Source organism: Bacteroides galacturonicus (genome assembly GCF_003096855.1).
GTDB lineage: Bacteria > Bacillota > Clostridia > Lachnospirales > Lachnospiraceae > Lachnospira > Lachnospira rogosae.
Window position 1 is genome coordinate 172,747 of record NZ_QEOA01000005.1, and the last position, 26,031, is coordinate 198,777.

The 26,031-nt window shown below is 37.7% G+C and carries 15 protein-coding genes; 1 reads left to right on the forward strand and 14 read right to left on the reverse strand.

Translation table 11 applies throughout. The features are described 5' to 3' along the window. Positions 1-25: 25 nt before the first annotated feature. From C7390_RS07625 to C7390_RS07670, 10 genes are all read right to left on the reverse strand, one after another. Entirely contained in the window at positions 26-1,441 is a 1,416-nt protein-coding gene (locus C7390_RS07625) for a DUF342 domain-containing protein (protein ID WP_055176243.1), read from the reverse strand. 80 nt (positions 1,442-1,521) lie between these two features. Next, entirely contained in the window at positions 1,522-2,451 is a 930-nt protein-coding gene (locus tag C7390_RS07630; protein ID WP_116443894.1) for a hypothetical protein, read from the reverse strand. Between the two features lie 147 nt (positions 2,452-2,598). Beyond that, the gene (locus C7390_RS07635; RefSeq protein ID WP_318295605.1) at positions 2,599-5,064 is read right to left on the reverse strand and encodes an ATP-dependent DNA helicase; all 2,466 of its coding nucleotides are present in this window, start codon (positions 5,062-5,064) and stop codon (positions 2,599-2,601) included. A 52-nt stretch (positions 5,065-5,116) separates the two neighbouring features. Continuing rightward, a complete protein-coding gene (locus C7390_RS07640) occupies positions 5,117-5,893 on the reverse strand; it encodes a hypothetical protein (protein ID WP_318255836.1) in 777 nt (258 codons plus the stop codon). 178 nt (positions 5,894-6,071) lie between these two features. Beyond that, on the reverse strand, positions 6,072-7,775 hold the full coding sequence (locus C7390_RS07645) for a methyl-accepting chemotaxis protein (RefSeq protein WP_116443895.1): 1,704 nt from the start codon (positions 7,773-7,775) through the stop codon (positions 6,072-6,074). 534 nt (positions 7,776-8,309) lie between these two features. After that, positions 8,310-10,004 (reverse strand): cadherin-like beta sandwich domain-containing protein, encoded by a 1,695-nt coding sequence (locus C7390_RS07650; RefSeq protein WP_055176254.1) that lies wholly within the window; start codon positions 10,002-10,004, stop codon positions 8,310-8,312. A gap of 24 nt (positions 10,005-10,028) precedes the next feature. Next, positions 10,029-12,059, reverse strand: coding sequence for a dockerin type I domain-containing protein (locus C7390_RS07655; protein WP_055176257.1), 2,031 nt, complete (start codon positions 12,057-12,059; stop codon positions 10,029-10,031). 32 nt (positions 12,060-12,091) lie between these two features. Then, the gene (locus C7390_RS07660; RefSeq protein WP_022502322.1) at positions 12,092-13,687 is read right to left on the reverse strand and encodes a peptide chain release factor 3; all 1,596 of its coding nucleotides are present in this window, start codon (positions 13,685-13,687) and stop codon (positions 12,092-12,094) included. A gap of 132 nt (positions 13,688-13,819) precedes the next feature. Then, positions 13,820-17,581 (reverse strand): UvrD-helicase domain-containing protein, encoded by a 3,762-nt coding sequence (locus C7390_RS07665; RefSeq protein WP_318295606.1) that lies wholly within the window; start codon positions 17,579-17,581, stop codon positions 13,820-13,822. A 2-nt stretch (positions 17,582-17,583) separates the two neighbouring features. Next, a complete protein-coding gene (locus C7390_RS07670; RefSeq protein ID WP_318295607.1) occupies positions 17,584-20,919 on the reverse strand; it encodes a PD-(D/E)XK nuclease family protein in 3,336 nt (1,111 codons plus the stop codon). Between the two features lie 129 nt (positions 20,920-21,048). Between C7390_RS07670 and C7390_RS07675 the strand changes: the two genes are divergently transcribed. Next, positions 21,049-21,522, forward strand: a complete 474-nt coding sequence (locus C7390_RS07675) for a hypothetical protein (RefSeq protein WP_116443898.1) — start codon at positions 21,049-21,051, stop codon at positions 21,520-21,522. 146 nt (positions 21,523-21,668) lie between these two features. On the opposite strand, the gene hisS is transcribed toward C7390_RS07675, so the two are convergent. The 4 genes from hisS to purM all read right to left on the reverse strand — a co-directional run bounded on the left by hisS (position 21,669) and on the right by purM (position 25,942). Next, on the reverse strand, positions 21,669-22,934 hold the full coding sequence (gene hisS / locus C7390_RS07680) for a histidine--tRNA ligase (RefSeq protein WP_055176272.1): 1,266 nt from the start codon (positions 22,932-22,934) through the stop codon (positions 21,669-21,671). 87 nt (positions 22,935-23,021) lie between these two features. Further along, positions 23,022-24,296 (reverse strand): phosphoribosylamine--glycine ligase, encoded by a 1,275-nt coding sequence (gene purD / locus C7390_RS07685; protein ID WP_055176277.1) that lies wholly within the window; start codon positions 24,294-24,296, stop codon positions 23,022-23,024. 30 nt (positions 24,297-24,326) lie between these two features. Next, positions 24,327-24,923, reverse strand: coding sequence for a phosphoribosylglycinamide formyltransferase (gene purN / locus C7390_RS07690; RefSeq protein WP_116443899.1), 597 nt, complete (start codon positions 24,921-24,923; stop codon positions 24,327-24,329). Then, positions 24,917-25,942, reverse strand: coding sequence for a phosphoribosylformylglycinamidine cyclo-ligase (gene purM, locus C7390_RS07695; protein ID WP_022502329.1), 1,026 nt, complete (start codon positions 25,940-25,942; stop codon positions 24,917-24,919). Before purM ends, purN begins: the two co-directional genes overlap by 7 nt. Positions 25,943-26,031: the final 89 nt, after the last annotated feature.

Sequence of the window (26,031 nt, forward strand, 5' to 3'; positions counted from 1 at the left end):
ACTAACCTCTGTAAATATATTCTCACTACATAGAATCATAATTTCTTATCAATACACCCTGTGAAGTCTTCTTTAAAGCAATATGCGTAAATACGGTACTAGGAACATATGTCTTATCGCCCATAAATACACGGCTTCCTGGATATATATTCTTATCAATCCTTACAACTGCCCTGTCTGACTCCCTTACAAGTGTATAAAGATTACGGCTTTTTTCTTCATATTTGGCTTTCTCTGCTGTCTTAACAATCTTTGACTGCAACAGCTTTCTGTTAAGTGTTTCATCAAACTTATCAGAACCTGCCTTCTTTAATATATCAAGCTTCTGTAAAGCCTGATTAAATCTGTCTATCTGCGTATCTATATCCTTAAGCACCATAAGCACCTTGGCATATTCACTGCTTATCTCCTTAGTTACACCAACTCTTAATACAGTCTTAGAATAAGACTCACTTCCACAAGCTTTAATACATATGCCCCTTACGCCTGTGACATCTCCGCCTATTACAGAACCTCTCTTGCCCTCAAGATATATTCCGCCATATGCCAAAGCTGTTGTATTAAGCATATAATCACACTTTATATCACTATGGCTTATAATATGTGCATTCTCGAAAAACCTTGCTGATATATTGCCCATAGCTTCAATTCTTCCGTTCTCACCTGCATTAACACCATCCTGTATAATGATATCCTGTCCTGACCATATATCTGCATCTTCAACATATCCACCTATGTATATATTACCCATAGCGTGTATCTTGACACTGCCTCTGACACTTCCGTTAATCTCTACGTCACCATTAAAATCTATGCTTCCTGTTCCAACATCAACATCACCGCTGACATTATATACATTACTTACATTAAGGTCGTAGTTACGATATTCTACTTTACCGCTTAACTGGGCATAATAAGACTTGCCGTCCTCTGACACTGTAAAGCCCTTGCCTCTTAACTTAGGTCCTGGTCTTCCTGGCTTTGGAACTAAAAGCTTTCCAAATATATCATATCCAAATTCACCCTTGGTAGGTTCTATATACTCTGCAAGCTTATCATCTTTATTAACCTTCTCAAAAAGCTTTACATTAAAATAATCAACAGAACCATCTTCTCTTAATGTAGGCTTATTATCTCTTTCATACTCTGAATCAAAGAAGAAGTTGTAATAACCATCAGTACCGTTAACTGCACTTTTGCCTTCTGCTACCACGATTTCAATATCGTACAGCTTATTAAGAATAACTTCGCGTATTCTCGCTTCATTAATTCCTGTACGCACACCTGCCTGTGAAAGCTTGTCTGCAATCTCCTCGTATGTATAAGCTTCATCACTGCCTATGCCATTAAGGACTATACTTGCTTTCATATGATCATTATCAACATTGACAACTACTTCTTTGGTATTTAACTGTATCTGTTCTCTAAGTACATCATTCAATTCTGACTCCTCCAATCAACCATAGCACATTGTCTTATGTCATCTTTATAATCGAATTCCCCTTATATGTATGTCCTTAATTACTGGTCTTTATGTACTAATAATTCCGAAGGATCAAGACCCCTCTCAAGCATTATTCTTATCTGCTCCATCTGTCTGCAAGTATATCTTGCATCGGCGTATACGCTTACATCTACACCACTCTGAAGTCCAAGCAGTATCTCCTGACTTTGAAGTTCATTAAGCTGTGGCTCTTCCTGAACCTTGCCATCATTCTCAATCTGTTCTCTCATCTCTTTCATCTGGACAGCATTGATAAATGGATCTGCATATGGACTTACATCTATCCCTTCTTCTTCTCCTAACCTTATCTGTTCCATCTGTCCTGAGGAGAAACCTATCATATTATACTTGGTAATATCTATTCCAGCCTCAAGTCCTAACCTTAACTGTTTCATCTGGTCTGCTGTATATTCATGAAGCATATACTTCGATACATCTACACATTTTAACAAGCCTATTCTAATCTCGTTAAGCTGGTGTGCATCGAAATTCTCATCAACGAAAAATGTTAAATCAACATCATCTCTCTTAGCCAGTCTTATCTGTCTTAACACCTCACCAGAATATCCAAGCTTTGCATATCTTGTAAGATCAAATCTGTACTTTAATGCAAGACGAATCTCTCTCATAACAGAATAATCGTACTTCGGATTGCATATAAGCGATAAATCAATACCCTCTTTTATACCTTCTTTAATCTGCTCCATCTGCATATAATTATACTCCGGATCTGCCATAGCACTTACATCAATTCCTTCCTCAAGTGCCATTCTTATAACCTTCATCTGCCTTGAATTATATTCGGGACTGGCATATATAGAAATATCAACGCCATTATCATTACCTTTAGTAATCTCAAGCACCTGAAGTTCGTTAAATCCAGCTTTCTTCCATTCATCTATTCCCGCATGGGAATCCGCTAAATTCCTGATTTCATTCTCTCCCATAGTTCTCTCCAATATAAATAATCATATAATTAATTGTCACAGTCCGTATTTATACTAGAATAATAGCATATGTCTGACAATTTCTCAACATATTACTTGCCAAATCTCACCACAATTGACAAATTCCCTCATAATTCCCCATATGCCTTATAATCTCCAGAAATCCTCAATACATTTTCCTGTATTATTAATATCTACAGGATACACTTTATCCCATTCCCTTGGATACTGCATCTGGTATTCCTGTGTCATAAAACGGTCATCTAACAGAAGTATTATACCCTTGTCATCTGCAGTTCTTATAACTCTTCCAGCCGCCTGCAGCACCTTGTTCATTCCCGGAAATACATACGCATACTGATAGCCATTCTTACCTATACTGTCAAAATAATTTCTTAATATATTACGCTGTCTGCATATCATAGGTATGCCTGTTCCTACAATACACGCCCCTATAAGTGACTTATCCCTTAGGTCAATTCCCTCAGAAAATATACCGCCAAGCACACAAAAGCCCGTGACATTTCCACTTGTATTATCCATAAATACTGACAAGAAATTCTCTTTATCGGCTTCCGTCATATTATTATCCTGTATCAATACATTTTCTCCCTCAGAGAGATGATAAATGTAGCTTCCATCCTCAACATCGTGCAGATCTATAACATTGCAGGCATATTTTTGTATATATATATCATACACCTCTCTCATATAGCTGTAAGAAGGAAAGAATATCATATATTTGCCTTGCTTCGACTGCGTAAGTGTGTGGATATAACCTGCAATCTTGGTGTACTCATTATAATTACGCCTCGTATACCTGCTTGTAACATCACGTCCAATAAGCACTCTCTTATTATCAGTATCAAACGGCGAATGTGCATACACAGCATAGTCATCTGCATTTCCTGAAAGCATTTCCTTAAAATAATTCACTGGAAGAAGTGTCGCCGAGAACATTATTGTCGATATTCCCTGACTTAATCTCTGCGATAACTGTCCTGACGGGTCAACACAGTACAGATGAAGTGCAAAGTCACCGTCATCGATATGCTCAGCATATATAACATACTTCTCATCTATGCAGTCATACATATTAATAAAATGTCTTATCTTAAAGAAGAATTCTATTATCTCATCGCACACCGGCTTTCCTTTATTCTTATCCAAGAACTTCTGCATATACGAATAACACGATTGCAGATTAGCTAAAAATGTGCCACAGTAATCATCTATTATTATATATTCTTTATCACAGGCTCTCTTTAATTCAAGAAGATATTTGTTGCATTTTTCAAGGTATGAAGCCAGCCTTTTGTCCATATCCTTAACTACTCTTTTGCAGGCAAGAAAATCTTCCTTGACAAGCGTTGCACTATACATCTCCCTTGCCCTGTCAACAAGATTATGTGCCTCATCTACAAGAAATACATAATTGCCTTTGCCGCCATCACCAAAATATCTTTTTAATGAAGAATCTGGATCAAAAGCATAATTGTAATCGCATATTATTCCATCACACCAGTATGAAACATCAAGCGACATTTCATACGGACACACCTTATGCTTCACTGAATACTGCAATATCGTATCCCTGTTAATTACCGCTTCATTAGTGATTATATCGTAAACAGCTTCATTTATCCTGTCAAAATGCCCCCTTGCATACTCGCACACCTCTGGATTACAGTTGTGCTCATCAAGATGACATATTTTATCCTTCGCCGTCAGTGTCACTGTGCGAAAATGCAGTCCTGCATCTCTTAGTATCGCATATGTTTCCTCGGCTACCGTTCTCGTTATTGTCTTGGAGGTAAGATAGAATATCTTGTCAGTTAAGCCATTACTGCACGACTGCACGGCTGGATATACTGTTGATATAGTCTTTCCTACTCCTGTCGGTGCCTGTATATATAACACCTTCTGTTCTTTTACCGTGTGGTATACACTCGCAACCAGCTTCTTCTGCCCCTCACGGTACTCAAATGGAAAATGCAGTTTCTGAATTGAAGCATTCCTTTCTGCCCTTTCATCAAATACATAATCCATCCACTTTTTAAAGCCAGCTACAAGTTCTCTGTACCATTTTATAATTGACTCACTGTCATATTGCTCTTTAAATCTTACTATTTTCTCAGTTTCTGTATTACAGTAAGTAAGCTGTACATTAATGCTCTCCAGATTATACCTTGTTAAATATATATAAGCGTACACCATAGCCTGTGCCTTATGCACATACACCGGCTCTTTAAGCTTTCCTACATCTGACTGCATAGTCTTAATCTCATCAATTGTAACCTCACCTATCGGCAGCTTATTGCCATCCTCATCTTCCTCAATGTCAGCTATTATTCCGTCTGCCCTGCCCTCTATTCTAAGCTCGTATTCAATTCCACCCTCTGATGTCAGCTCCTCTTTATTCCTAAGAAGCACCTCTGCCCTGTAATTAGAACCCATAGAGTGCTGGATTTTCCTGTGAAGCCTCGCACCCTCCTGCATAACCTTAACATCAGCAACACCTGTATCCCTGTTATCAATATCCCCACCAAGGCACATAAATTCAACCAGATTTCTTACTGATATATTAAATGTATTATCTTTAATTACATACATATCTGTGCCTCCTTATATATCATATTTCTGCGTATTTTTTGCGCTCATTATATTAAAATTCTTCTGTGACGTTATAGACATACCCATTCTTTACTCTGCCAGTACGCTTTACTATCTCAAGATAATTAAGAATATTAAGCGTATATCTTGACGCTTCAACACTGACCCCAGCCGCCATGGCAAAGTCTTTCACCGTAAAATCTTCCTTCAAATCCGCTGGAACTAACTGCATATAATCCTCTATCCTGTCAAACTTTACTATTCTTCTTATCCCAACCGGTACTCTGTCATATCTTGTTGAACCTCTTTTCTTATCATAACTCCAGCCGTTAAGAAGCTTATATTCTTCCATATCCATAAGCACAAGATTGATTGAAAGATTAGGATTTTTCAGATAGCTTTTTATCTTATATAACTCGTAAAATGCATCATATTCCGTAAAATGTCTTGGCGACTTTCTCCTGCCCTGAACCTCTCCATTATCAGGATTAACCCAGCTTAACCACTTGTTAAATGGAAGCGGATACACCACAGTAACGTGGTAATCTTGTAGAAATACCGAAAGCTTATCCCTCAGTTTATTAAGCTGGCGTGTCTGTATCTCTATTATTCCTTTGTCATTATATATATCAGCATAATAACCGCTCATAGCGACCTCGTGCTTGTCCTCATCAGGCTCATAATACAGCTTAAGGACAGCGTGAAGTGTCTTTTCTGACAATGTCCCTATCCCTTTGTTATTATGTGCCTTGCCAATTATCTTATCTTTAGCATTAACAAATGCCTCGTAATCTTCATATTCCGATGTTTCATATAATATATTGTTCAATGTTCTGTCCATAACCTGTCTAGTAATGTTATACTTTTTTTAATTCATTATAAATCAGAACATATATTCTTACAACAAAAAGCAGTAAAAGCTTTTAATATATATTCTCATTACATATCTACTATGTATAGAGAATATATTTTACTCTGTTACTTATGCTTTTACTGCCTTTTATTTATTATTTATTATTATTTTTTTTAAAATGTGCTATTTTAAGTGTTGCAATAAGTCCCCTTAATGTGTCTGCCTGTGTACTCATATCCTGACTTGCAGCGGCACACTCCTGTGATGTGGCAGAATTAGTCTGTACTACATCATTGATATCTTCAATGCCGTCATCAACCTGCTTAATTGTCTCTGTCTGAGTATTAAGAACATCTGCAATGTTATTAACTTCATCAACTATATGCCTTGAATTATCCACAACCACACCAAGCTGGGAAGCTGTGTCATTGGCAATAACCATACCTTTCTCAACTGCCGCAACAGATGTATCTATTAATGAAGCTGACTCCTTGGCAGCTTCTGCACTCTGTGCCGCAAGTGCTGATACCTGATCTGCAACTACCGCAAAACCTTTTCCTGCATCGCCAGCTCTTGCTGCCTCTATAGAAGCATTGAGTGCCAGAAGATTAGTCTGTGAAGCTATCTGGTTGATAGTTTCTATTATCTTGCTGATTTCTTTGGAAGCTTTTTCTATTTCACCCATTGATGTGACCATCTCACCCATTTTGCCGTTACTTTCATCAAGCTGTGTTCCTAGTTCATTTACTTTGCCACTTATTTCTCTTGCATTCTGTGAATTCTGTGCAACTCTTTCTGACACACTTGCAAGGGAAGCTGTAAGCTCCTCAACTGAAGCCGCCTGATTAGTCGCTCCTTCTGCAAGCTCTGTTGAACTTGATGCTATCTGTTCTGAACCTTCTGCCACCTGGTCAGCTACTCTTTGAAGATGCTTTACAAGATCTGCCATACTTGCTTCAAAGCTCATAAATGCATGTAATATTTCCTCAAAATCACCCTTCCACTCAACTTCTGGCTTAACATCAAAGTTACCATGTGAGAATTCCTGCATTGACCTTTTAATATCATCAACATATGAACTTAATGTTCTTATTGACTTACGCAGACTGTGGGCTAATGTTCCTAATTCATCATCTGAATGGTATGTAAGCTCACTGTGCAGGTTACCATTAGCAAGGTCTTTAGCTACATTGTCTATATCCCTTAATGGTTCTATTATCATCTCTGTAATCTTAGCACCTATTTTCTTTGATATAAGGCTCGCTATTACAATAAATAACACAATAGCCACACCGCCTATGACTGCCACAACATTACTTAACAATATTGCCTGATCCGCCTCTTTGTTGGTTTCATCCTCCATTTTATCCGCAATACTCATAAGATTGTTAAGTGCAGGTGTACATACTGTGTGGATTTTATTCTTGGCACTTGCAAGGTCGCCCTTTTCAATCTGGTTAATTATATCGTAACCGATATTGCCCCATTCATTAAGTGCTTTAACATACTGGTTATACAAATCATCATCTATTATATTGGTATTCTTTATAATATCAAGCTGTGTCTGGGAGTCTGTAAGAACTGTCTTAACATTATTCTTATAATTCTCATAAGTTGAACTGTCGTCATTTAATGCCATCTCTCTTATATTGCGGGCAGCAGAACTAATATCTATAATACTTTCTTTAGCAGCATTATTTGCTTTCTGAGCCCCTTTTACATAAGAATTAAATCTTATATCCAGAAGAGATAAACCAATTATGCTTACGATTCCTGATAAAATCATAAATTTAATTACAGTAGCGTAAATGTATTTTATTTTGTCGTGTAAATTTAGTTGGTGTAATTTAGATATCATTCTTGTACATCTCCTTCTTTAAATTGATGGGGGTGGAAGATAGACGGACCCCGGACGCGTTGTTAAAGCGAATAGAAGCAACAAAGACACGTTTGCACTGCGTGTCGCTCGCAGCGGTACTAAGCTGCCAGTTGGAACTGCCAGCTAAGGACCGGCGGCTCCCCAGCGTCTTCTTATGCTTCTATCAGCTTTAGCATCGCTGGCTGTCTTTCACCCATTGGTATATTTTGTTTTATTTATTAAGTAGATTTTATAGCATAGTAAAATATATTTGTCAATATATTATATTTGGATAGCTTTAAAATATATTTCAGTGGATTAGGAATGAAATAGAGATGGGGGATTTTTGCGTAAAAAAACAGCCGGACAATAGATTTACGAAAAGGGGATGTCCCCTGTTACTGGACAAGCCAGTAAAGCGGGGACTGGGGATTGAGGCTCTATTGTCAGACTGTTGTGGTTATTGTCACCTATTTATTATCTGATTATGATTTAACTATTTGCTGTCTGTTTATGGTGGACGATAGATATTTATTATTTATCGTCTATTTCTTCTAGTTCCAGTTCTTCAGACTCATTGTATTCTTCGGGGAGATCTTTTGTGGTTGATGACTGATATGGGACGGCATCATCAGATACTTCTTCATCTATATCTTCTTCTAAGTCATCATATAAGATATCTTCTTCATCATCTTCAAGTTCCATATCGTCTAAGTCTTCCTCGTCTATATCTTCGTCTTCGTAGCCGTCCATTGCTCCTACGAAGGCTTTTTTGCTCTTTGAAAGCTTAATGCTTAAGGCTATAACTACAACTATTAATGCTATTATTACAACAGCAAGGACTGCTAATATAACGAATATATAACTGCTGACTGTATTAAATGCCTTATCACTGTCAGCTGTCTTTGTGTTGGTGTTGATTACCTGTTCATCTGCCATATTGTAACCGGCGTAGCCTTGTATTGTGCCATCATTGACATTGTATCTGAACCAGCCTGTTTCTCCTGTAGAGCTTACGCCGTAGAATAATGCGTAGTTGCCTGTTCTGTCAAGAAGGGCATCGACTTCTTTGCCATTGATTACTGTTCTTCCAACATCATAGCCTTCTGGAAGTTCCATAGAAGCTTCATCTATGGCAAGTATGCAGTATGTAAATTGTGGCTGGCTTACTTCTACGAATTGTGAAAATGTCTTTCTCACCGAATCGTATACATAATAACCGCTCTCACCTTTGCCATCTGTACTTTCAAGATAGACAATTGTTACTCCTGTATCAATTCCAACACCTGCTGATACCTTTGTTCCATTATAATCATACTCTGTTGGAGTATAGCCATCTGGAAGTGGGTGTTCATCATTAGCAGATACAATCTTATATTCAGCATTATCTACTGTAATATTCGGCTCTTGTATTGCTTCACTGTTAGGATCCTGCACATCAGGAATATCATTATTATTGTCTGTTGATCCATTAGATGAGTCCGAACCTGTTGCCTGATTATTTTCATTAGAAGCTGAATTAGTTTCCTTGGTTGTCTTTATTGTATAAGTTCTTTTACTGCCATTTTCTGCTGTTACAGTAATTGTTGTTGTGTTAAATCCTGGATCCATTCTCTTGCCAGATACGCTTACAGTTGCCTTTGAATCATTAGGAACTGCACTTACTGTAAGGCTTGCACAGTCAGCACCAACAGATGTTGTATAAGTAGTTACATCTGGTGAAAATGCTGGAGATAACACACCAGGACTTATCTGTAATGAACTTAATGTATTATCTGATGAATATGAAGCTGGTGCAGAAGCTGTAACTGAACCTGACGATTTGGATATACTGCACGCCTGCATATCTATATCAATAACCTTGGAATCACCTATAACATTAAGGCTTGAAGTACCAGCTCCGATAATCTTAAATGTTATTGTCTTTGACTGGCTGCTTGCTGTACTTTCGTCCATAAAGCTGACCATCGCAGTTCCCGAATTACTTGAGCTTCCGCTTAATGCTAATATTGATGGGTCATAGGATACATATATTGTAGCTCCGCCTATTCCGCTCGATGCACTGATTGACACATCTATGGATACTGTATCGCCTACCGTACCACTTGCTGAACCAATTGATACTCTTGCTGTTCCTGCCGCTAATATATCTGTCTTATTCACAAAAGCCATTACAGCACACATACATATAATAAGCAGTGCTGAAATTATCTTTTTAACCTTATTCATATATGTCCTCTCTTCTTGCAGTCACTACTGCTGGATATATCCTATATTTAATATGTGTCTTTTAATAGCAACGAAATCATACAAATCTATAACTCCGTCCCTGTTAATATCCGCAGCCTCTTTATAACTGCCCTGTGGCTGTCCAATTCCAAGAACTGCTCTCTTAATAGCAACGAAATCATATAAATCTATAACTCCGTCACCATTAACATCTCCATATATAACTATAGAATATTCATCATATACACTTCCGTCTGCCTTGTATACAACTAACTTATCACCAGTAACTACTGTGTCGCCTCTCTCGCTTCCGTCATTCTTTAATATTTTTCCATAACAGCCATTGCTGTATGCTACATTATCAAGAACACTTGATGCCTGACTTCCGACACCTATCTTAGTCATTATCTTCTTTGATGAATCGACATTATAATCTGTCTTAAAACCATCTGTATTACCACCAGATTGTGCAGACTTTCTTGTTATATTGATTACATATGTCTTTATGTCACCATTTTCAGCCGTTACAGTAATATTGATTACATTATTGCCAACGCTTAAGCTGTGGCTTCCACGTCCGCTTACTGTTGCATTGCCATCTATAAGGCCTGCCGATACATTAACACTTGTAACATCATTTTCTACAATAAGACTGTAATCAGTATTATCAGATGAAAATGTAGGAGTTAATGTATAACCATCTACTGATAATGAACTAAGCCTGTTATTCGCACTCTGGTTGCCATCTGGTATTATACATCTTGACGATGGCATATTATCATATACCGGAATGTTAAACTTAAATGTTGTATTATTAAGCGTGTATGAACTATATGCCTTCTTAGCCCTTGTCGCTTCTGACCTTGGTGCAAGCACATTAGTCATATACTGGTGTGAGAAGTTCTTAACATCAAACTTCTCATAATATATAGTATCCTGACCCTTGTTAATGTACCATTTTCCAAGATTGACAGCACCACCTACAACAGCCCTGTAACGCGAATTCCAAGGCCTCATATTAGAGCTGTCGGTCTGTCTGGCATATTTCAAACCATTCTGGACTGCTGACAGACCGCCGCTTGCATAAGCGTTCTGGCTGTAATAATTATAATAGCCCTCGTATCCGCTTACATTTCCAGATATCTGGTTGCCTCGTCCGTCTGCACCCTGTTCCTGAATAATTCTTGTTGCAAGGTGATATGGGCTTACCTTGGATACTTCACCTGCATACATAAGCAGTGAAGCATAGTCATAGCCGTCAAGATTGTGGCTTGAATTCTCCATAAATGTTCCGCTTATAATATTGCGCACACCGTCTATATTATGTACTGATGAGTCATAAGAAAGACTTTCAAACATAAATATGTATGTATCATCAAGAAAGTTTCTTGGGTCAAGTGCATATTTCACAAGTCCCTCAGATGCCTGAACCCAGCCACCACTGTCAAGCTCTGTATACTCACCTGTATTCCAGTCATAACAGCCATCAGCCGTAGACTTCCACGAAGCATCTGCCGAACTGTATATAAGGCTTCGTCCTAATACATTCTGGGCATTAACCATAGTATCCCAGTCCCTTCCATTATGGTCTGCTACAAATACCCATAATGGATATGCACTGTGAAGCTGCCTTAAGCTTTCCCTGTAGGAAGCCGGGAAATTCTGTGCCTCAAGATAATCTTCAAAATTATTATCTGGTGTATAATCTGACTTTGCTTCCCTGGTAGTATACTCTGATGTTATATATCCTCTTGTGTATTCACCATTGAGATAAAAACCTATGCTGTACCACTTATATGTCGCACTCGTATTCACTTCTTCGTATATATCGAACTTAAATCCACCATCTACTTTAGTAATTACACTTCCATTAACAGGTGCTGTCCTTATTCTAAGGCTTGTTACATCATAATTAACATAACCTGTAGCAATAATTGTATCATCTGCTTTAGCGGTAAATGTATACGAAAATCCTGTCACCATACATACAAGAATGACTGCCATAAGTACTATGGCTACTGCTTTTTTTATAATCTCTCTGTAGCTTACGTTCATCTAATCACCTTGTTCCTTATTAAATCTGCAATTTAGTTGTTCTTTCCAAACTCAGATAACTTAAGTCCCTCATTACGTTCAAGCACCATATTAACTGACCAGCTGTTAGCAAATACCAATAACGGATTGCCCTTAAGGTCTTTAATCTTTTTCATATCAGAAGTACCGACAATTCTGTTCACATCAACTTCTTCTGGATTTTCAATCCATCTGATATGTTCATATGGAAGCGGCTCTAACTTTATATCTACATTGTACTCATTCTTAAGTCTGTATTCAAGAACTTCAAACTGAAGTACACCGACAACGCCGACAATAATTTCTTCCATTCCAGTGTTATATTCCTGAAATATCTGAATAGCACCTTCCTGTGCAATCTGGCTTATTCCCTTAATGAACTGCTTACGCTTCATTGTATCAATCTGCCTTACTCTTGCAAAATGTTCCGGTGCGAATGTAGGAATTCCATCAAACTGGAACTTCTTATTAGAAGTACATATAGTATCACCTATTGAGAATATACCCGGATCGAATACACCTATTATATCTCCTGCATAAGCTTCTTCTACAATGTGTCTTTCCTGTGCCATCATCTGCTGTGGCTGTGAAAGCCTTATCTTCTTGCCACCCTGAACGTGGTTAGCTTCCATACCGGCAGTGAACTTTCCTGAACATATACGCATAAATGCAATTCTATCTCTATGTGCCTTATTCATATTAGCCTGTATCTTAAATACAAAAGCAGAGAAATCTTCCTTAAATGGGTCTATAAGACCTACTGACGAATTACGTGGAAGTGGTGATGTAGTCATATCAAGGAAATGCTGTAAAAATGTCTCTACACCAAAGTTAGTAAGTGCTGAACCAAAGAATACAGGTGTTAAATCTCCTGCCTGAACCTTGGCAAGATCAAATTCTGCACTTGCACCATCTAAGAGTTCTACATCTTCTTCAAGCTTAGCCCAGTAATCATCACCAATCTCTGCCTTAAGCTCATCATCATCTATTGATATATTCTTAGTATCTACTTCCTTCTGTCCATTCATTGCCGCCTTAAAGAGTGATACCTCTTTCTGCTTTCTGTCATATACACCCTTAAATGCCTTACCACAGCCTATAGGCCAGTTGATAGGACAAGTAGCAATTCCAAGTACATTTTCTATCTCATCAAGAAGCTCGAATGGGTCGTTGGCTTCTCTATCCATTTTATTAATAAATGTAAAGATCGGAATATGTCTCATAACACATACTTTAAAAAGCTTAATAGTCTGTTTCTCAACACCCTTTGAAGCATCTATAACCATTACGGCTGAGTCAGCAGCCATAAGAGTTCTATAAGTATCCTCTGAGAAATCTTCGTGTCCAGGTGTATCAAGAATATTAATGCAATATCCATCATAATTAAACTGAAGTACTGAAGATGTTACAGAGATACCTCTTTCCTTCTCAATCTCCATCCAGTCTGATACTGCGTGTTTCGCTGTCTTCTTACCCTTTACAGAACCAGCAAGATTAATAGCACCACCATATAACAAGAACTTCTCAGTAAGTGTTGTCTTACCAGCATCCGGGTGGGATATGATTGCAAATGTCCTTCTTTTCTTAATTTCACTTGTAATATCTGACATAATTTCTCCATTTCTTAAATCATTTTACACTTTAACTAATCTAGTATATAGTATCCATCAATTTAATTCAACTACTTAGTGCCGGACTATTTTATAAACTACTCAGTTTATTCTATTACCTATTCCAGATAATTACTCTACAGTTAAGCTTCTTCCCAGTGCAAAGGAATATATTACTTTTTCTTTAACCTTTAAGCCTGTTATCTGTGACAGTGCCATAGCATAGTAATCAAGCTGGATAGAATATCTTCTTCTAAGCTCGTCCTCTCCTGCCCTGCCTCTTAACACCCGGTCAGTCTTATAATCAACTATAACAAGCTGTCCGTCCTCAATAAAATACAGGTCAATGACCCCCTGTACAAGCTGTCTGTCATATTCAAATACAAATGGCTGTTCCCTTTTCACCCCGCCGTAAGCATATGCACGCTTAATTCTTTCACCTATTGATGATCCTGCAAATGTATCTATATCCTTAAGCTTTATGCATTCAGCTTGTTTTAATGACAGCTTTTCTTCTCTTACCATTCTGTCAATTTCATTCTTTATATCCTCAGTGCTTCCAGCTTTTGAATAATTCAGACATTCCATAACCCTGTGGTATGCCGTTCCACGTTCATTACTTACAAGCTCTTTTTCTTCACTGCTTATAAACTTAGGAACTGTTGGAATATATTCGTCTGCAGCTTCAGATTCTGCCCCGCCGTCTGCTTCTTTAACACCGCCAGCCGCTTCTTTAATTCTTTCTGCCTCCATAATGCCCGCAGCCTTTTTGATACTGTCTGCCGCAAAAGCATTTTGCTCGTAATCTGCTTCATTCTGCATTTTCTTTAACTCACTGACAGTTACTTTTACTTTTCTGTCTGCATCAGGGTCTTTAATATATGGCGGAAGCTCCTTTAAAGGCGAAGTTCCATAGGCTGTTTTTTCGCCTACCTGACTTTCATCTGTTGCTTGGCTTCCGGTCTGGTCAATGTCCGATTTGTTCAATAAAGAATTAATTTCTTCCACGCCAATAAGCTTTATGTTGAATTCGCCTTTATTGTATTCCTTTCCAGTAAGCACAACTGGAATTACCATATCTGCGAACTTGTCTATCTTCTCGCAGTCAGCATAAGAATATATTCCAGACATTCTAATCTCATCAGCAATTGAATTCCAGCCTGTCATTGCCTTGTCTGTGTCAGTGACATTTCCCATCATAATAAGCTTTTCCCTTGCTCGTGTCATTGCAACATACAGAACTCTTTCTTCCTCGGATATTCCATCTCTTACAATCTTTCTTGCAATCGCCCCTTTTATAATAGTAGATGTCTTGGTCTTGCGGTCAAGATTAACATAATCAGCACCTATGCCAAGCTCTTTATCAATAACAATCCTGCTTCTTGCATCCATTTTATTAATCTGCTTGTTAAGTCCGGCTACAATTACAACCGGAAACTCAAGACCTTTGCTCTTATGTATGCTCATTACCCTTACAGAGTCGCCGTTATCTCCCATACCCTGTGAGTCGGTTATATCTATGTCGTATTTCTGCAATCTTTCTATATATCTTAAGAAATTAAAAAGTCCGCTGTAGCTTGTTCCCTCAAATGAAGATGCCCTGTCAAGAAGCACATCTATATTAGATTGTCTTTTAGCTCCTGCCGGCATAGTTCCTGCGTAATCATAATAACCTGTGTTGTATACAATCTCCCACAGCAAATCATAGATAGTCATTATTCTGGATTTATCTCTTAAGGCATTAAGCTTATCAATAAATGCACTGCATTTCTTATAATCGCAATCCTCGTCCTCATTCTCTGCTATGCTCCCCATCTGCCTGATAAGAAACTTCTGTGAATATTTCTTTCCTGATATTCTTATCTTGCATAATTCATCTTCCGTAAAACCTCCAAAGTATGACAGAAGCACAGAAGCCATAGGTATATCCTGCAATGGATTGTCTATGCAGGTAAGCAGGCTTATAAGGACCTTTATCTCCCTTAATTTAAAATACTGCTGTGCAGTATCTGCCATAGCCGGCACTCCGCAGTCAAGCAGTTCATTGACAAGCACATCTGCCCAGCCTGTAAGCGTTCTTGTGAGAATAACAATATCACCATATTTTATTCTCCTGTAATCTTCAAGGTCAGCATCATACACGTAATAAGCATTATCTTCTGACATAAGTTCTCTTATTCTTAATGCAGCATATCTTGCCTCTGCCCTTATTCCATCACCGTCCTCATCACCTGACATATCAACAAGCACAATATCTGTGCTTTTCTCACTGTCCTGCCCGAAGTTTCTTTTATCCTCACACGCTGGATAATCTAACCCACAGTTAAGCTGCTGCCTATCATCATACTGTATGCCGCAGAAATTCTTATTCATAACACGGAAGAACACATCATTGGTACTATCAAGAACATTACTTCTGCTTCGGAAATTCTTCTGTAATTCTATCTTACAAGAACTTATATTCTGCTCACCACCGCCAAATAATGTATCTTCGCAGTCATTATACTGTGCTGTATCTTTGCAGTTATCATTCTGCGATGAATAATTATCATACTTGCTCATAAATAACTCAGGACACGCAAGTCTGAACTTATATATACTCTGCTTAACATCTCCAACCATATATACATTATTGAAATAATCGGACATTCTCTGCCTTGATACAGCAGTAAGTATTTCTTCCTGTAACTGGTTGGAATCCTGATACTCGTCTATTAATATCTCATCAAAGCTCTCTGCAAGTTCATCTGCTGTCCTGGTATACTCAATAATACCAGCATTATTCTTTACAAGAATATCAAGTGCAAGATGTTCCATATCATTAAAATCTATTATTCCACGGTCTTTTTTCTGTTCTGACATTCTTTGTGCAAAATCATTAGAAAGCTTTACCATCATAGCAATCATTGGTGCATTAGCTTTCACATCTTCAATTAATGTATCAATATCTGCTGTGAACACACCACTGATAAGGGAATTAATATATTTCTTGAAATTATTTCTTTCATTCTTGACATATTCTTTTAAATCTTCCCTCGCATCAGGCATTTTCTTATTGCTTAATCTGTCAAATACCGTCTTTCTTATTCTTACCGAAAGGTCATCAAAGTCTGGTGCTTCAAGTATTCTTTTGATATTCATATAATCTGAATTGATTGCATCAAGATATGACACCGGACCGTCTACGTGCTGGCAAAGTTCAATCATATATTCATATTTGCGGCAGTAATCACTCAGCGAATTGATAATGCTTTCATACAGGTCAGCTATCGCCCTGTTGTTAGAATTATCTGGTGCTTCATACATATCAAGCGTTTCCTTATACCATTCAGAAGGCCATGGATTGCTTCGTGCAAGATTATATATTTTCTTAATAAGTTCTTCTATATTCTGGTCATTACGTCCTGTTCCATAAGCCTCTACAAGATTAATAAAATCCTCATCTGCCTCTGTATAATAGTCCTCAAGAAGCTCCTGCATTACATCATTCTCAAGAAGTGTAATCTCTCCATTATCTGCCGCCCTGAAACCGGGGTCTAATTCAATCTCTGAAAAATGATTTTTTATTATCCACAGACAGAAACTATCTATTGTTGTTATATGTGCATTGTTAATAAGTGCAATCTGCTTTAAAAGATTGGTATCTGCCTCATTATTGTCAAGCATATCATCAAGCCTGTTTCTTATTCTTGCTTTCATCTCTGCCGCGGCGGCCTTGGTAAATGTAACAACAACAAGTCTGTCTATATCTGTGCTGTTCTCACCTGTAATCATATTGATAATTCGTTCAACAAGAACCGCTGTCTTTCCTGAACCTGCGGCGGCTGACACAAGTATATTCCTGTTCTTAGTATCTATTGCCTTAAGCTGTTCATCAGTCCATTTCTTTGCCATCATTACACCTCTGAATTACTGTCAGTTTCTTTGTTATATTCTTCACTATCGTTATACTTTTCTGTACTATTATGCTCTTTACTACTGCTGTACGCTTCACCGCTGTTATTCTCATCTATTAATTTCCATATATCTTCTTTGCTTAAATTGGAAAGTCTTCGATAACTTGTACCCGGCATATCTGTGCTAAATCCACACACACTGTTATACTGACAATAAGTACAACTGTTCTCATTACCCTTAATATACGGATTGATATTAATGCTTCCATTAAGTATCTTTCCTGCGTTATTGACATTTTCTTTATCAACATATTCACCAAGCTTATCGAACTCATCAGTTGTCATAACCCTGCTGTATCGCATATCAAGCTCACCAGATTTATTATAACTGACAGGAATATTAACAGATGAACCCTCTGTTGAATCCATCATACTTATAATATTCTTATTAGAATTAACAACGCCTTTCATTCTTAATTCTTTTCTTATAAGTGCCTCGACCTCGTCATCATCTTTCTTCGCCTCAACTATCGGGTCCTGAATATTATAATATAAAAGCCCTGCTGGAATTATATTCTTGTCACCATATTTCTTCTTTTCATATATCATTGCTTCCCTCATATATGTAAGGAGCTGGATTTTCAAGCCATAATATGTCTTTAAAAGATTAAAATCTGACTGTCCTGTCTTGTAATCCACGACTTTGACATATAAATTTTCGTCATCCTCGCACACATCTATACGGTCTATCTTGCCCTTCATATAAAATAGTACATCGTGCGGAAGTTCTTCTATCTGTGTAAGAAATCCCTTCTCAAATGCATCTGGCCTGAATATTCCGTCAGCAAGCTGCTTTCCAATTGCCCACAGTGTCCTGTCAGCGTAATTCTTCATTCTCTGTATAAGATACTCATTACGGCTTGAGTCCTTAAGTATCGTATTGCCATAATTCTCAGCTATTGCATTGATACTCTCTGATACCATCTGGCTTCTTTCCTCATCACTTAAAAGCACGAAGGATTTATTGTTCTGCTTTATATTTTTTGACACATCTTCAATTACAGCGTGAAGAATTGTACCAAAGTCATTAACCGCAAACTGATATTCTTCCCTCTCTTTAAGCCCAAGTCCATACTGGCAGAAATATGCGAACTGGCACGAAGCGAACTGTTCAAATGATGTTACGCTTCCTGTAAGCTCCCTTCCATATAATTCAAGTGCAATTCCCTCTGCAAGCACTTTATTAAGATTACCCTCGCTCCATACAATGTCTGCTTTTGGAATTCGTATATATGCGTGTTCTGCAAATGTATCCTCTCTTGCGTACTCTTTAACAAGCGGAAACATTTTCTTAATCATTCTTATTATGTAAGAAGGAAGAACAGCTTTCATATCCATGCCATTGCGTGCATAAGTTATATAAAGCTTTTCTGATGTCTTTGTCATAATAAGGTATAAATAAAATCTCTGAATAAACGCTTTTTCCCTGACTGACATTGATAATGATACGTCCATACCCTTAAGCCTGTCCCTGTCTGTTTCTGAAAGAACGCTTCTGTTGTCGCTTTTTTTTGGAACATACCCATCATTAACGCCCGCAAAGAACATTACCTTTATATTATCAAGTCTTGTTCTCTCAATATCACCTATTACAACGCAGTCGTTAGCCGGAGGTATAAGTCCTATCTTAATCTCCTCCAATCCAGATGCTATAATATGATTGTATTCTTTTAATGTAACCTTCTCACTGCCTAATAATTCAACTATCTTATCTAATAGTTCTATTATCTTCTTATATATCTGTCCATATTCTTCACTATCCACATCTATAGATGACAGCTTCCTTTCACAATCAAGTCCGGCTATGAATTCATATAAAGCCCTGGTAATGGCATCTACATTTCCATCTGCCTCCTTAATATCTTTGTGAAGAACATCTATTGGAGTAATGACTTCGCGTCTTAATCTGTTAAGAAGTCCAAGGTCTGTATCTTCCCTTCCTGTCCTGAACTTTCTTATCCATTCATTGTTCCACTGCTTCCTGCCCTTTATGCCAACCGCAAGACAATAATTATCAAGAATATCTATCTCATCTCTTGTAAGTTGGGTAAATCCTGTTCTTAGATATCTGAACATACTGTCATAGGCATAATTCTTCTCGATAATATCAAGTACTGCGGTAATCATTTCCACTAAGCAGTTATCTGTTATATGACGTTTCTGGTCTAAGAAAAATGGTATTTCATTCTGGGAAAATATATTAGCGGCAAGCTTTCCATACACACCAATATCACCTGTAACAACCGCTATATCACTGTATCTGTAACCTGACAGACGTGTAAGCTCAAGTATCTTTCCTGTTATATACTGCAATTCGTCCTTCGGCGTTGTCCCTGCATACAAAGCTATATCATTTACTTCACCATTATAATGCCTGCTTCCAGCCCTGAATATATTCTTTTCAAGAAATGCAAGCTCCTTTGACGACTTAAAACGTGATGTATTATCATCATCAATCATCACAGCATTTTCTATATTAATATGCTGTTCATCACATATCTTATACAAATGTGCCACTGTATCCTTAGTCATATAGAAAAGGTTCTCAATGCCCTCATTGACATTAACCTTCTCACTTGTATCTATAGTCAGTGCCACCTTAATATCCGTGCATATATCAAGAAGCAGACCAATAAGCCTGTACTGTACAGGCGTAAAGCCAGTAAAACCATCAAGTGCTATCACACTGTCTTTAAGCTTTTCTGACTCCTGCACTTTCCTGCACAGAAGATCAAGTATCTCCTCTGATGTAATGTAATTATCTTTTATAAAATTCCTAAATCCACTATAAACAACATTAATGTCACTTAATTTCATTCCAAGCAGACTGTTATTATCAACAGTTTTATTAATTTCATCTATCTTATCAACAGTTATATCATACTGTAACATCTCTGATATGACTGATTTCATCTCAGCCACAAATCCGGTATTGGATATATTACCACTAAAGAATCGAAGTTCTTTCTTGTGCTGTTCTAATATTCTTCTTACTATAAGATTCTTTCCTGTATCATCAAGAACCGGATAGTCAGAAGCCCCGACCTCCTCAAATACTCTATAAGCAAGCCTTTCAAAGCTTATGACATCTATATTAAGAATTCCCTTTCGTGGGTGAAGCTCAACTACACGCTTCTGTGTTGCCATAGTGTACTGCTCTGGCACGATAATTATATAATCTGTGTCTGGATTGTTAATCGACTCCTCTATTATTGAACTATATAAATATGTTGACTTGCCAGCACCCGATCCTCCAAGTATAAGTTGTAATGACATAATAATCCTCATTTCCGTGCACATTTTTATTCAATGAAACTCATTTAAGTATACCATATATAAGTTCTATTTATATATGAATGCTCATATATTTTATCAAAATAAATGTGTGTTATATGAGGGGGATATATGAGCGGTTCAACCAGGATTGTGGTAATTCCACTTAAGAAACTGATAATTATGATATGCGTAATTGCTGCTCTTATTATATTAGCGGCAATATTTATATTTGGCGGAAGCAGTTCAGATGCTGCCAAAAGTACAGGTGTTAATATAAGCACCAGCACTGACACAGTAAAAAAGAATACATCTTGTCCTACATATTCACCAGGTGTATACACTTCCTCAATACTTCTTAATGGTACTCCTATAGATATTCAGGTTACAGTTGACTCCGACAATATCAACAATATCGAAATGGTTAATCTTTCAGAGTCCGTGCAGACTATGTATCCTATGCTTAATTCTTCATTTGATGAGATAAAGACCGCCGTTATCAACAACGGCTCAACAGATAATATCACCTACAATGCAGGTAGTAAATATACAGCAACTATGCTGTTATCAGCTATAGACAGTGCACTTGCCAAGGCAAGGAACTAACTGCGTAAGGCATTTAAGTCTTTCAGATAAACTTTTTACATCAGACACAGCCGTCTGTAACACTCTTTCTATACAGACGTATGTAAAAACTTCGGGTAATCTATATCCAGTTTGTTCATAGATTACCCGAAGTTCTATTTTAATTATTAGTTCTCAAAATAACTTATCCCGTCATCATTACTCACATTAATAAAGCCTGCATAACCTCTTTCTTCAAGCTTTCCTAAGAACTTGCCCATCTTCTTTGGCTTAACATAAAGCGAACATATCTTGCCTTCTGCCCTGTACTTTTCTGCAAGCTTATAAGCTGCTGTAAGCTCGCCCTCATCATACATTACTGCTATCTTATTGCCCTTATTAGGAAGGTCAATTCCGTGTTCCATAAGTATAGAGAATATTCTCTCAAATCCGATAGAAAATCCTACTGCACTTACCTGCTGTCCTAAGAACTTGCCAATAAGGTTATCATATCTTCCACCACCTGCAATAGCACCCTTAAAGTCAATGCTTTCAACTTCAAATACTGTTCCTGTGTAGTATCCCTGTCCTCTTACTAATGAAAGGTCGAATACAACATCGAACTCACCATTACAAAGCTCATTAACTGACTTCATAATATATTCGAGGCTTTCTGCTGGTGCTTTATCTACAAGAATATCTTTAACTGACTCTAAAGAAATCTCCTGTGGATTGCTTACATTTGCAAGAAATCCTGTAAACTTGGCTATAGCTGCTTCTGCGAATTCCTTCTCCTCAAGTTCCTTCTTAACGCCCTCAAGACCAACTTTATCCATCTTATCAAATGTTATACATACACTGTCAAGCTGGCTTTCTTCAAATCCGCAGTCCATAAGAAATGCTCTTAAAAGTCGTCTGTCATTAACTTTAACCTTAAAGTTCTTCATTCCTATAGCTTTAAGTGCCTTAGTTGTTATAAGTATAAGCTCAACCTCTGAATCTCTTGAGTCAGAACCTATAATATCTATATCACACTGTACGAATTCTCTTAATCTGCCCTTCTGTGGACGTTCTGCCCTGTACACTCTGTCCATCTGTATACACTTCATTGGAAGTGTAAGCTTATCCTTATTATTAGCAAAATATCTGCTTAAAGGAAGTGTAAGGTCATATCTTAAGCCCATATCTGCAAGAACATTTTCATTCTGTGAAGTAACTCCGCTTGCAAGTGCCTTGTCAAGCTTGTCGCCTCTCTTCATAATCTTAAATATAAGATTAAGGTTTTCTCCACCATCACTCTTATCAAGATTTTCAATATCTTCAATAACCGGAGTTGTTATATGTTCAAAACCATTCTCTACATATACTTTTAATATTTCATTCTGGAGATAATCTCTTATCTCTACTTCATTAGGAAGATAATCATTAGTACCTTTTACAGATGTAATCTTCATTCCATTGTCCTCCATTATTACAATTATTACACAATAACTCCCACCATTATATGTGGCGGGAGTTACTTAAACACATTCAATTAACAATTATGCTTCGTCTATAGCTTTACCTATATCGTGACGCATATATTTATTATCAAAATTAACCCATTCTGTCGCTTCATAAGCATTAGCACGGGCTTTCTTTAAATCCTCACCTAATGCTGTTACGCCAAGAACTCGTCCACCATTAGTAACAACCTTGCCTTCTTCGTTGAACTTAGTACCAGCGTGGAATAAAAAGTATGAATCTTTACCCTTGAAATTCTCCATACCTGTTATCTCAAAGCCCTTCTTGTACTCAAGTGGGTAACCGTCTGATGCAAGAACTACGCATACACACGCATTATCAGTAAACTTAAGATCTATCTTATCTAATGTTCCGTCTATGCACGCTTCAAATACATCAATTATATCATTCTCCATTCTTGGAAGAACAACCTGTGCTTCAGGATCACCAAATCTTGCATTATATTCAAGTACCTTAGGACCTTCTGGTGTAAGCATAAGTCCAAAGAATATAACACCCTTAAATGGTCTTCCCTCTGCCTTCATCGCATCAACTGTTGCCTGATATATGTGTGCCTTGCAGAAATCATCAACTTCCTTAGTATAAAATGGTGATGGTGAGAAGTTACCCATACCACCTGTATTAAGCCCCTGATCTCCGTCCTTGGCTCTCTTATGATCCTGTGCAGAAGACATTATCTTTATCGTATTACCGTCAACAAATGAAAGAACTGAAACTTCACGTCCTGTCATAAATTCTTCTACTACAATTGTATTACCTGCTGAACCGAACTTCTTGTCAAGCATAAGCTCGTCTACACCGTCAAGTGCCATCTGCTTGTCTTCACATATAAGAACGCCCTTTCCAAGTGCAAGACCATCAGCCTTAAGAACGATAGGATACTTAGCTGTTTCAAGATACTTCTTAGCTTCATCAGCAGATGTAAATGTCTCATATGCTGCTGTTGGTATATTGTATTTCTTCATAAGGTCCTTAGAAAATGCCTTTGAACCCTCAAGTATAGCTGCATTCTTTCTAGGTCCGAATACCCTTAAACCTTCTGCCTCAAATGCATCAACAATACCGCCAACAAGTGGATCATCCATACCAATTACAGTAAGGTCGATTGCATTTTCCTTAGCAAATGCAACAAGCTTATCAAATTCCATAGCTTTAATATCAACACATTCCGCAACCTCAGCAATACCTGCATTACCAGGTGCACAATATATCTTATCAACCTTAGGGCTCTGGCTTATCTTCCAGCATATGGCGTGCTCACGTCCACCGCTGCCTACAACTAAAACCTTCATCTGTTCTTCCTCCAATATAATCTAGTCTTTCTAGTTATCATGTTCATTAGCTATCTTGTTAATAGCGGCAGGCAGTAACTTCCATTCTGCCTGTTCCATAACTCTCTTTTGAAGAATTTCTGGCGTGTCACCATCTTTAACTTCAACAGCTTTCTGGAATATAATCTCTCCTGTATCCATTCCTTCATCTACATAATGCACTGTTGCACCTGTAACCTTAACACCTTTGGCAAGTACAGCTTCGTGAACGTGAAGTCCGTAAAAGCCTACACCGCAAAAAGATGGGATGAGTGATGGGTGGATATTAATAATTCTATGGCTGTATTCGTGTACCATTTCTTCTGGAATTTTAACAAGGAAGCCCGCAAGCACAACAAGGTCTACATTAAGCGAATTAACCTTTTCAAGAAGTGCTTTATTAAATTCATCTCTTGTAGCATAATCCTTAGGTGATACACAATAAGCTGGTATTCCGTTCTCTTTAGCTCTTGTAAGAGCATAAGCATTAGCATTATTACTTATAACAGCAGCAATCTGTGTATTAGTAATTGTCTTGTCCTTTACACCATCAATTATAGCCTGAAGATTAGTTCCACCTCCAGATACCATAACAGCTATTCTTAGCATAAAGTTACTCCCTTCTCACCTGCTTCAATATTACCGATAACATAAGGTGTCTCACCAGCAGCTTTAATAGCTTCCATAGTTGTATCTACGTCCTCAGGGGCTACTGCAAGTACAAGACCAATACCCATATTAAATGTGTTATACATCATATCTTCTTCAATCTCGCCATCTGTCTGTAACATCTTAAAGATTGGGGGAACTTCATAGCTGTCTTTCTTTACAACAGCTCTTACACCATCTGGTAACATTCTTGGAATGTTCTCATAGAAACCGCCACCTGTGATATGGCTGCATCCCTTAACACGAACTCCTGCGTTCTTAATAGACTTCATAGTCTTAACATATATCTTAGTTGGAGCAAGTAAAGCCTCTCCAAGTGTCTTGCCAAGTGAATCGTAATATGTATTAAGTGACTCTTCTGTTATTGTGAATACACTTCTTACAAGTGAAAATCCATTAGAATGAACACCACTTGAAGCAATACCGATAAGTGTATCGCCCGGCTTAATATTCTCACCTGTTATAAGGTCTTTTCTATCAACAACACCTACAGCAAATCCAGCAACATCATATTCATCTACTGGCATAAGTCCTGGGTGTTCTGCTGTTTCACCTCCGATAAGTGCACATTCTGACTGACGGCAGCCCTCTGCTACACCACCTACGATTGTTGCAATCTTTTCTGGATAGTTCTTTCCACATGCAATATAGTCAAGGAAGAAAAGAGGTTCTCCACCTGCACATACAACATCATTAACACACATTGCAACTGCATCAATACCGATTGTATCGTGCTTATCCATAATAAAAGCAAGCTTAACCTTTGTTCCACAGCCATCTGTTCCTGAAAGAAGAACCGGGTCTTCCATCTGCTTAATCTTCTCAAGTGAAAATGCACCTGAAAATCCACCGATACCACCTAACACTTCTGGTCTGAATGTAGACTTGACCGCATCTTTCATTAATTCAACTGACTTGTAACCTGCTTCGATATCAACACCAGCATTCTTGTAATCCATTGTAATCCTCCATTCTTACGCAGCTTATCTGCGAATAACTATGTATGCTTTATAAGCACCATTTTATAATTTAACGACAATCTGATATT

What these genes read in the sequence shown, in the direction of transcription:
- C7390_RS07670 (WP_318295607.1), bottom strand. Translation starts at nt 20,919, where the DNA reads ATGTCATTACAACTTATACTTGGAGGATCGGGTGCTGGCAAGTCAACA.
- C7390_RS07650 (WP_055176254.1), bottom strand. Translation starts at nt 10,004, where the DNA reads ATGAATAAGGTTAAAAAGATAATTTCAGCACTGCTTATTATATGTATG.
- C7390_RS07635 (WP_318295605.1), bottom strand. Translation starts at nt 5,064, where the DNA reads ATGTATGTAATTAAAGATAATACATTTAATATATCAGTAAGAAATCTG.
- purM (WP_022502329.1), bottom strand. Translation starts at nt 25,942, where the DNA reads ATGGATTACAAGAATGCTGGTGTTGATATCGAAGCAGGTTACAAGTCA.
- C7390_RS07630 (WP_116443894.1), bottom strand. Translation starts at nt 2,451, where the DNA reads ATGGGAGAGAATGAAATCAGGAATTTAGCGGATTCCCATGCGGGAATA.
- C7390_RS07660 (WP_022502322.1), bottom strand. Translation starts at nt 13,687, where the DNA reads ATGTCAGATATTACAAGTGAAATTAAGAAAAGAAGGACATTTGCAATC.
- C7390_RS07675 (WP_116443898.1), top strand. Translation starts at nt 21,049, where the DNA reads ATGAGCGGTTCAACCAGGATTGTGGTAATTCCACTTAAGAAACTGATA.
- C7390_RS07645 (WP_116443895.1), bottom strand. Translation starts at nt 7,775, where the DNA reads ATGATATCTAAATTACACCAACTAAATTTACACGACAAAATAAAATAC.
- C7390_RS07655 (WP_055176257.1), bottom strand. Translation starts at nt 12,059, where the DNA reads ATGAACGTAAGCTACAGAGAGATTATAAAAAAAGCAGTAGCCATAGTA.
- hisS (WP_055176272.1), bottom strand. Translation starts at nt 22,934, where the DNA reads ATGAAGATTACATCTGTAAAAGGTACTAATGATTATCTTCCTAATGAA.
- purN (WP_116443899.1), bottom strand. Translation starts at nt 24,923, where the DNA reads ATGCTAAGAATAGCTGTTATGGTATCTGGAGGTGGAACTAATCTTCAG.
- C7390_RS07665 (WP_318295606.1), bottom strand. Translation starts at nt 17,581, where the DNA reads ATGGCAAAGAAATGGACTGATGAACAGCTTAAGGCAATAGATACTAAG.
- purD (WP_055176277.1), bottom strand. Translation starts at nt 24,296, where the DNA reads ATGAAGGTTTTAGTTGTAGGCAGCGGTGGACGTGAGCACGCCATATGC.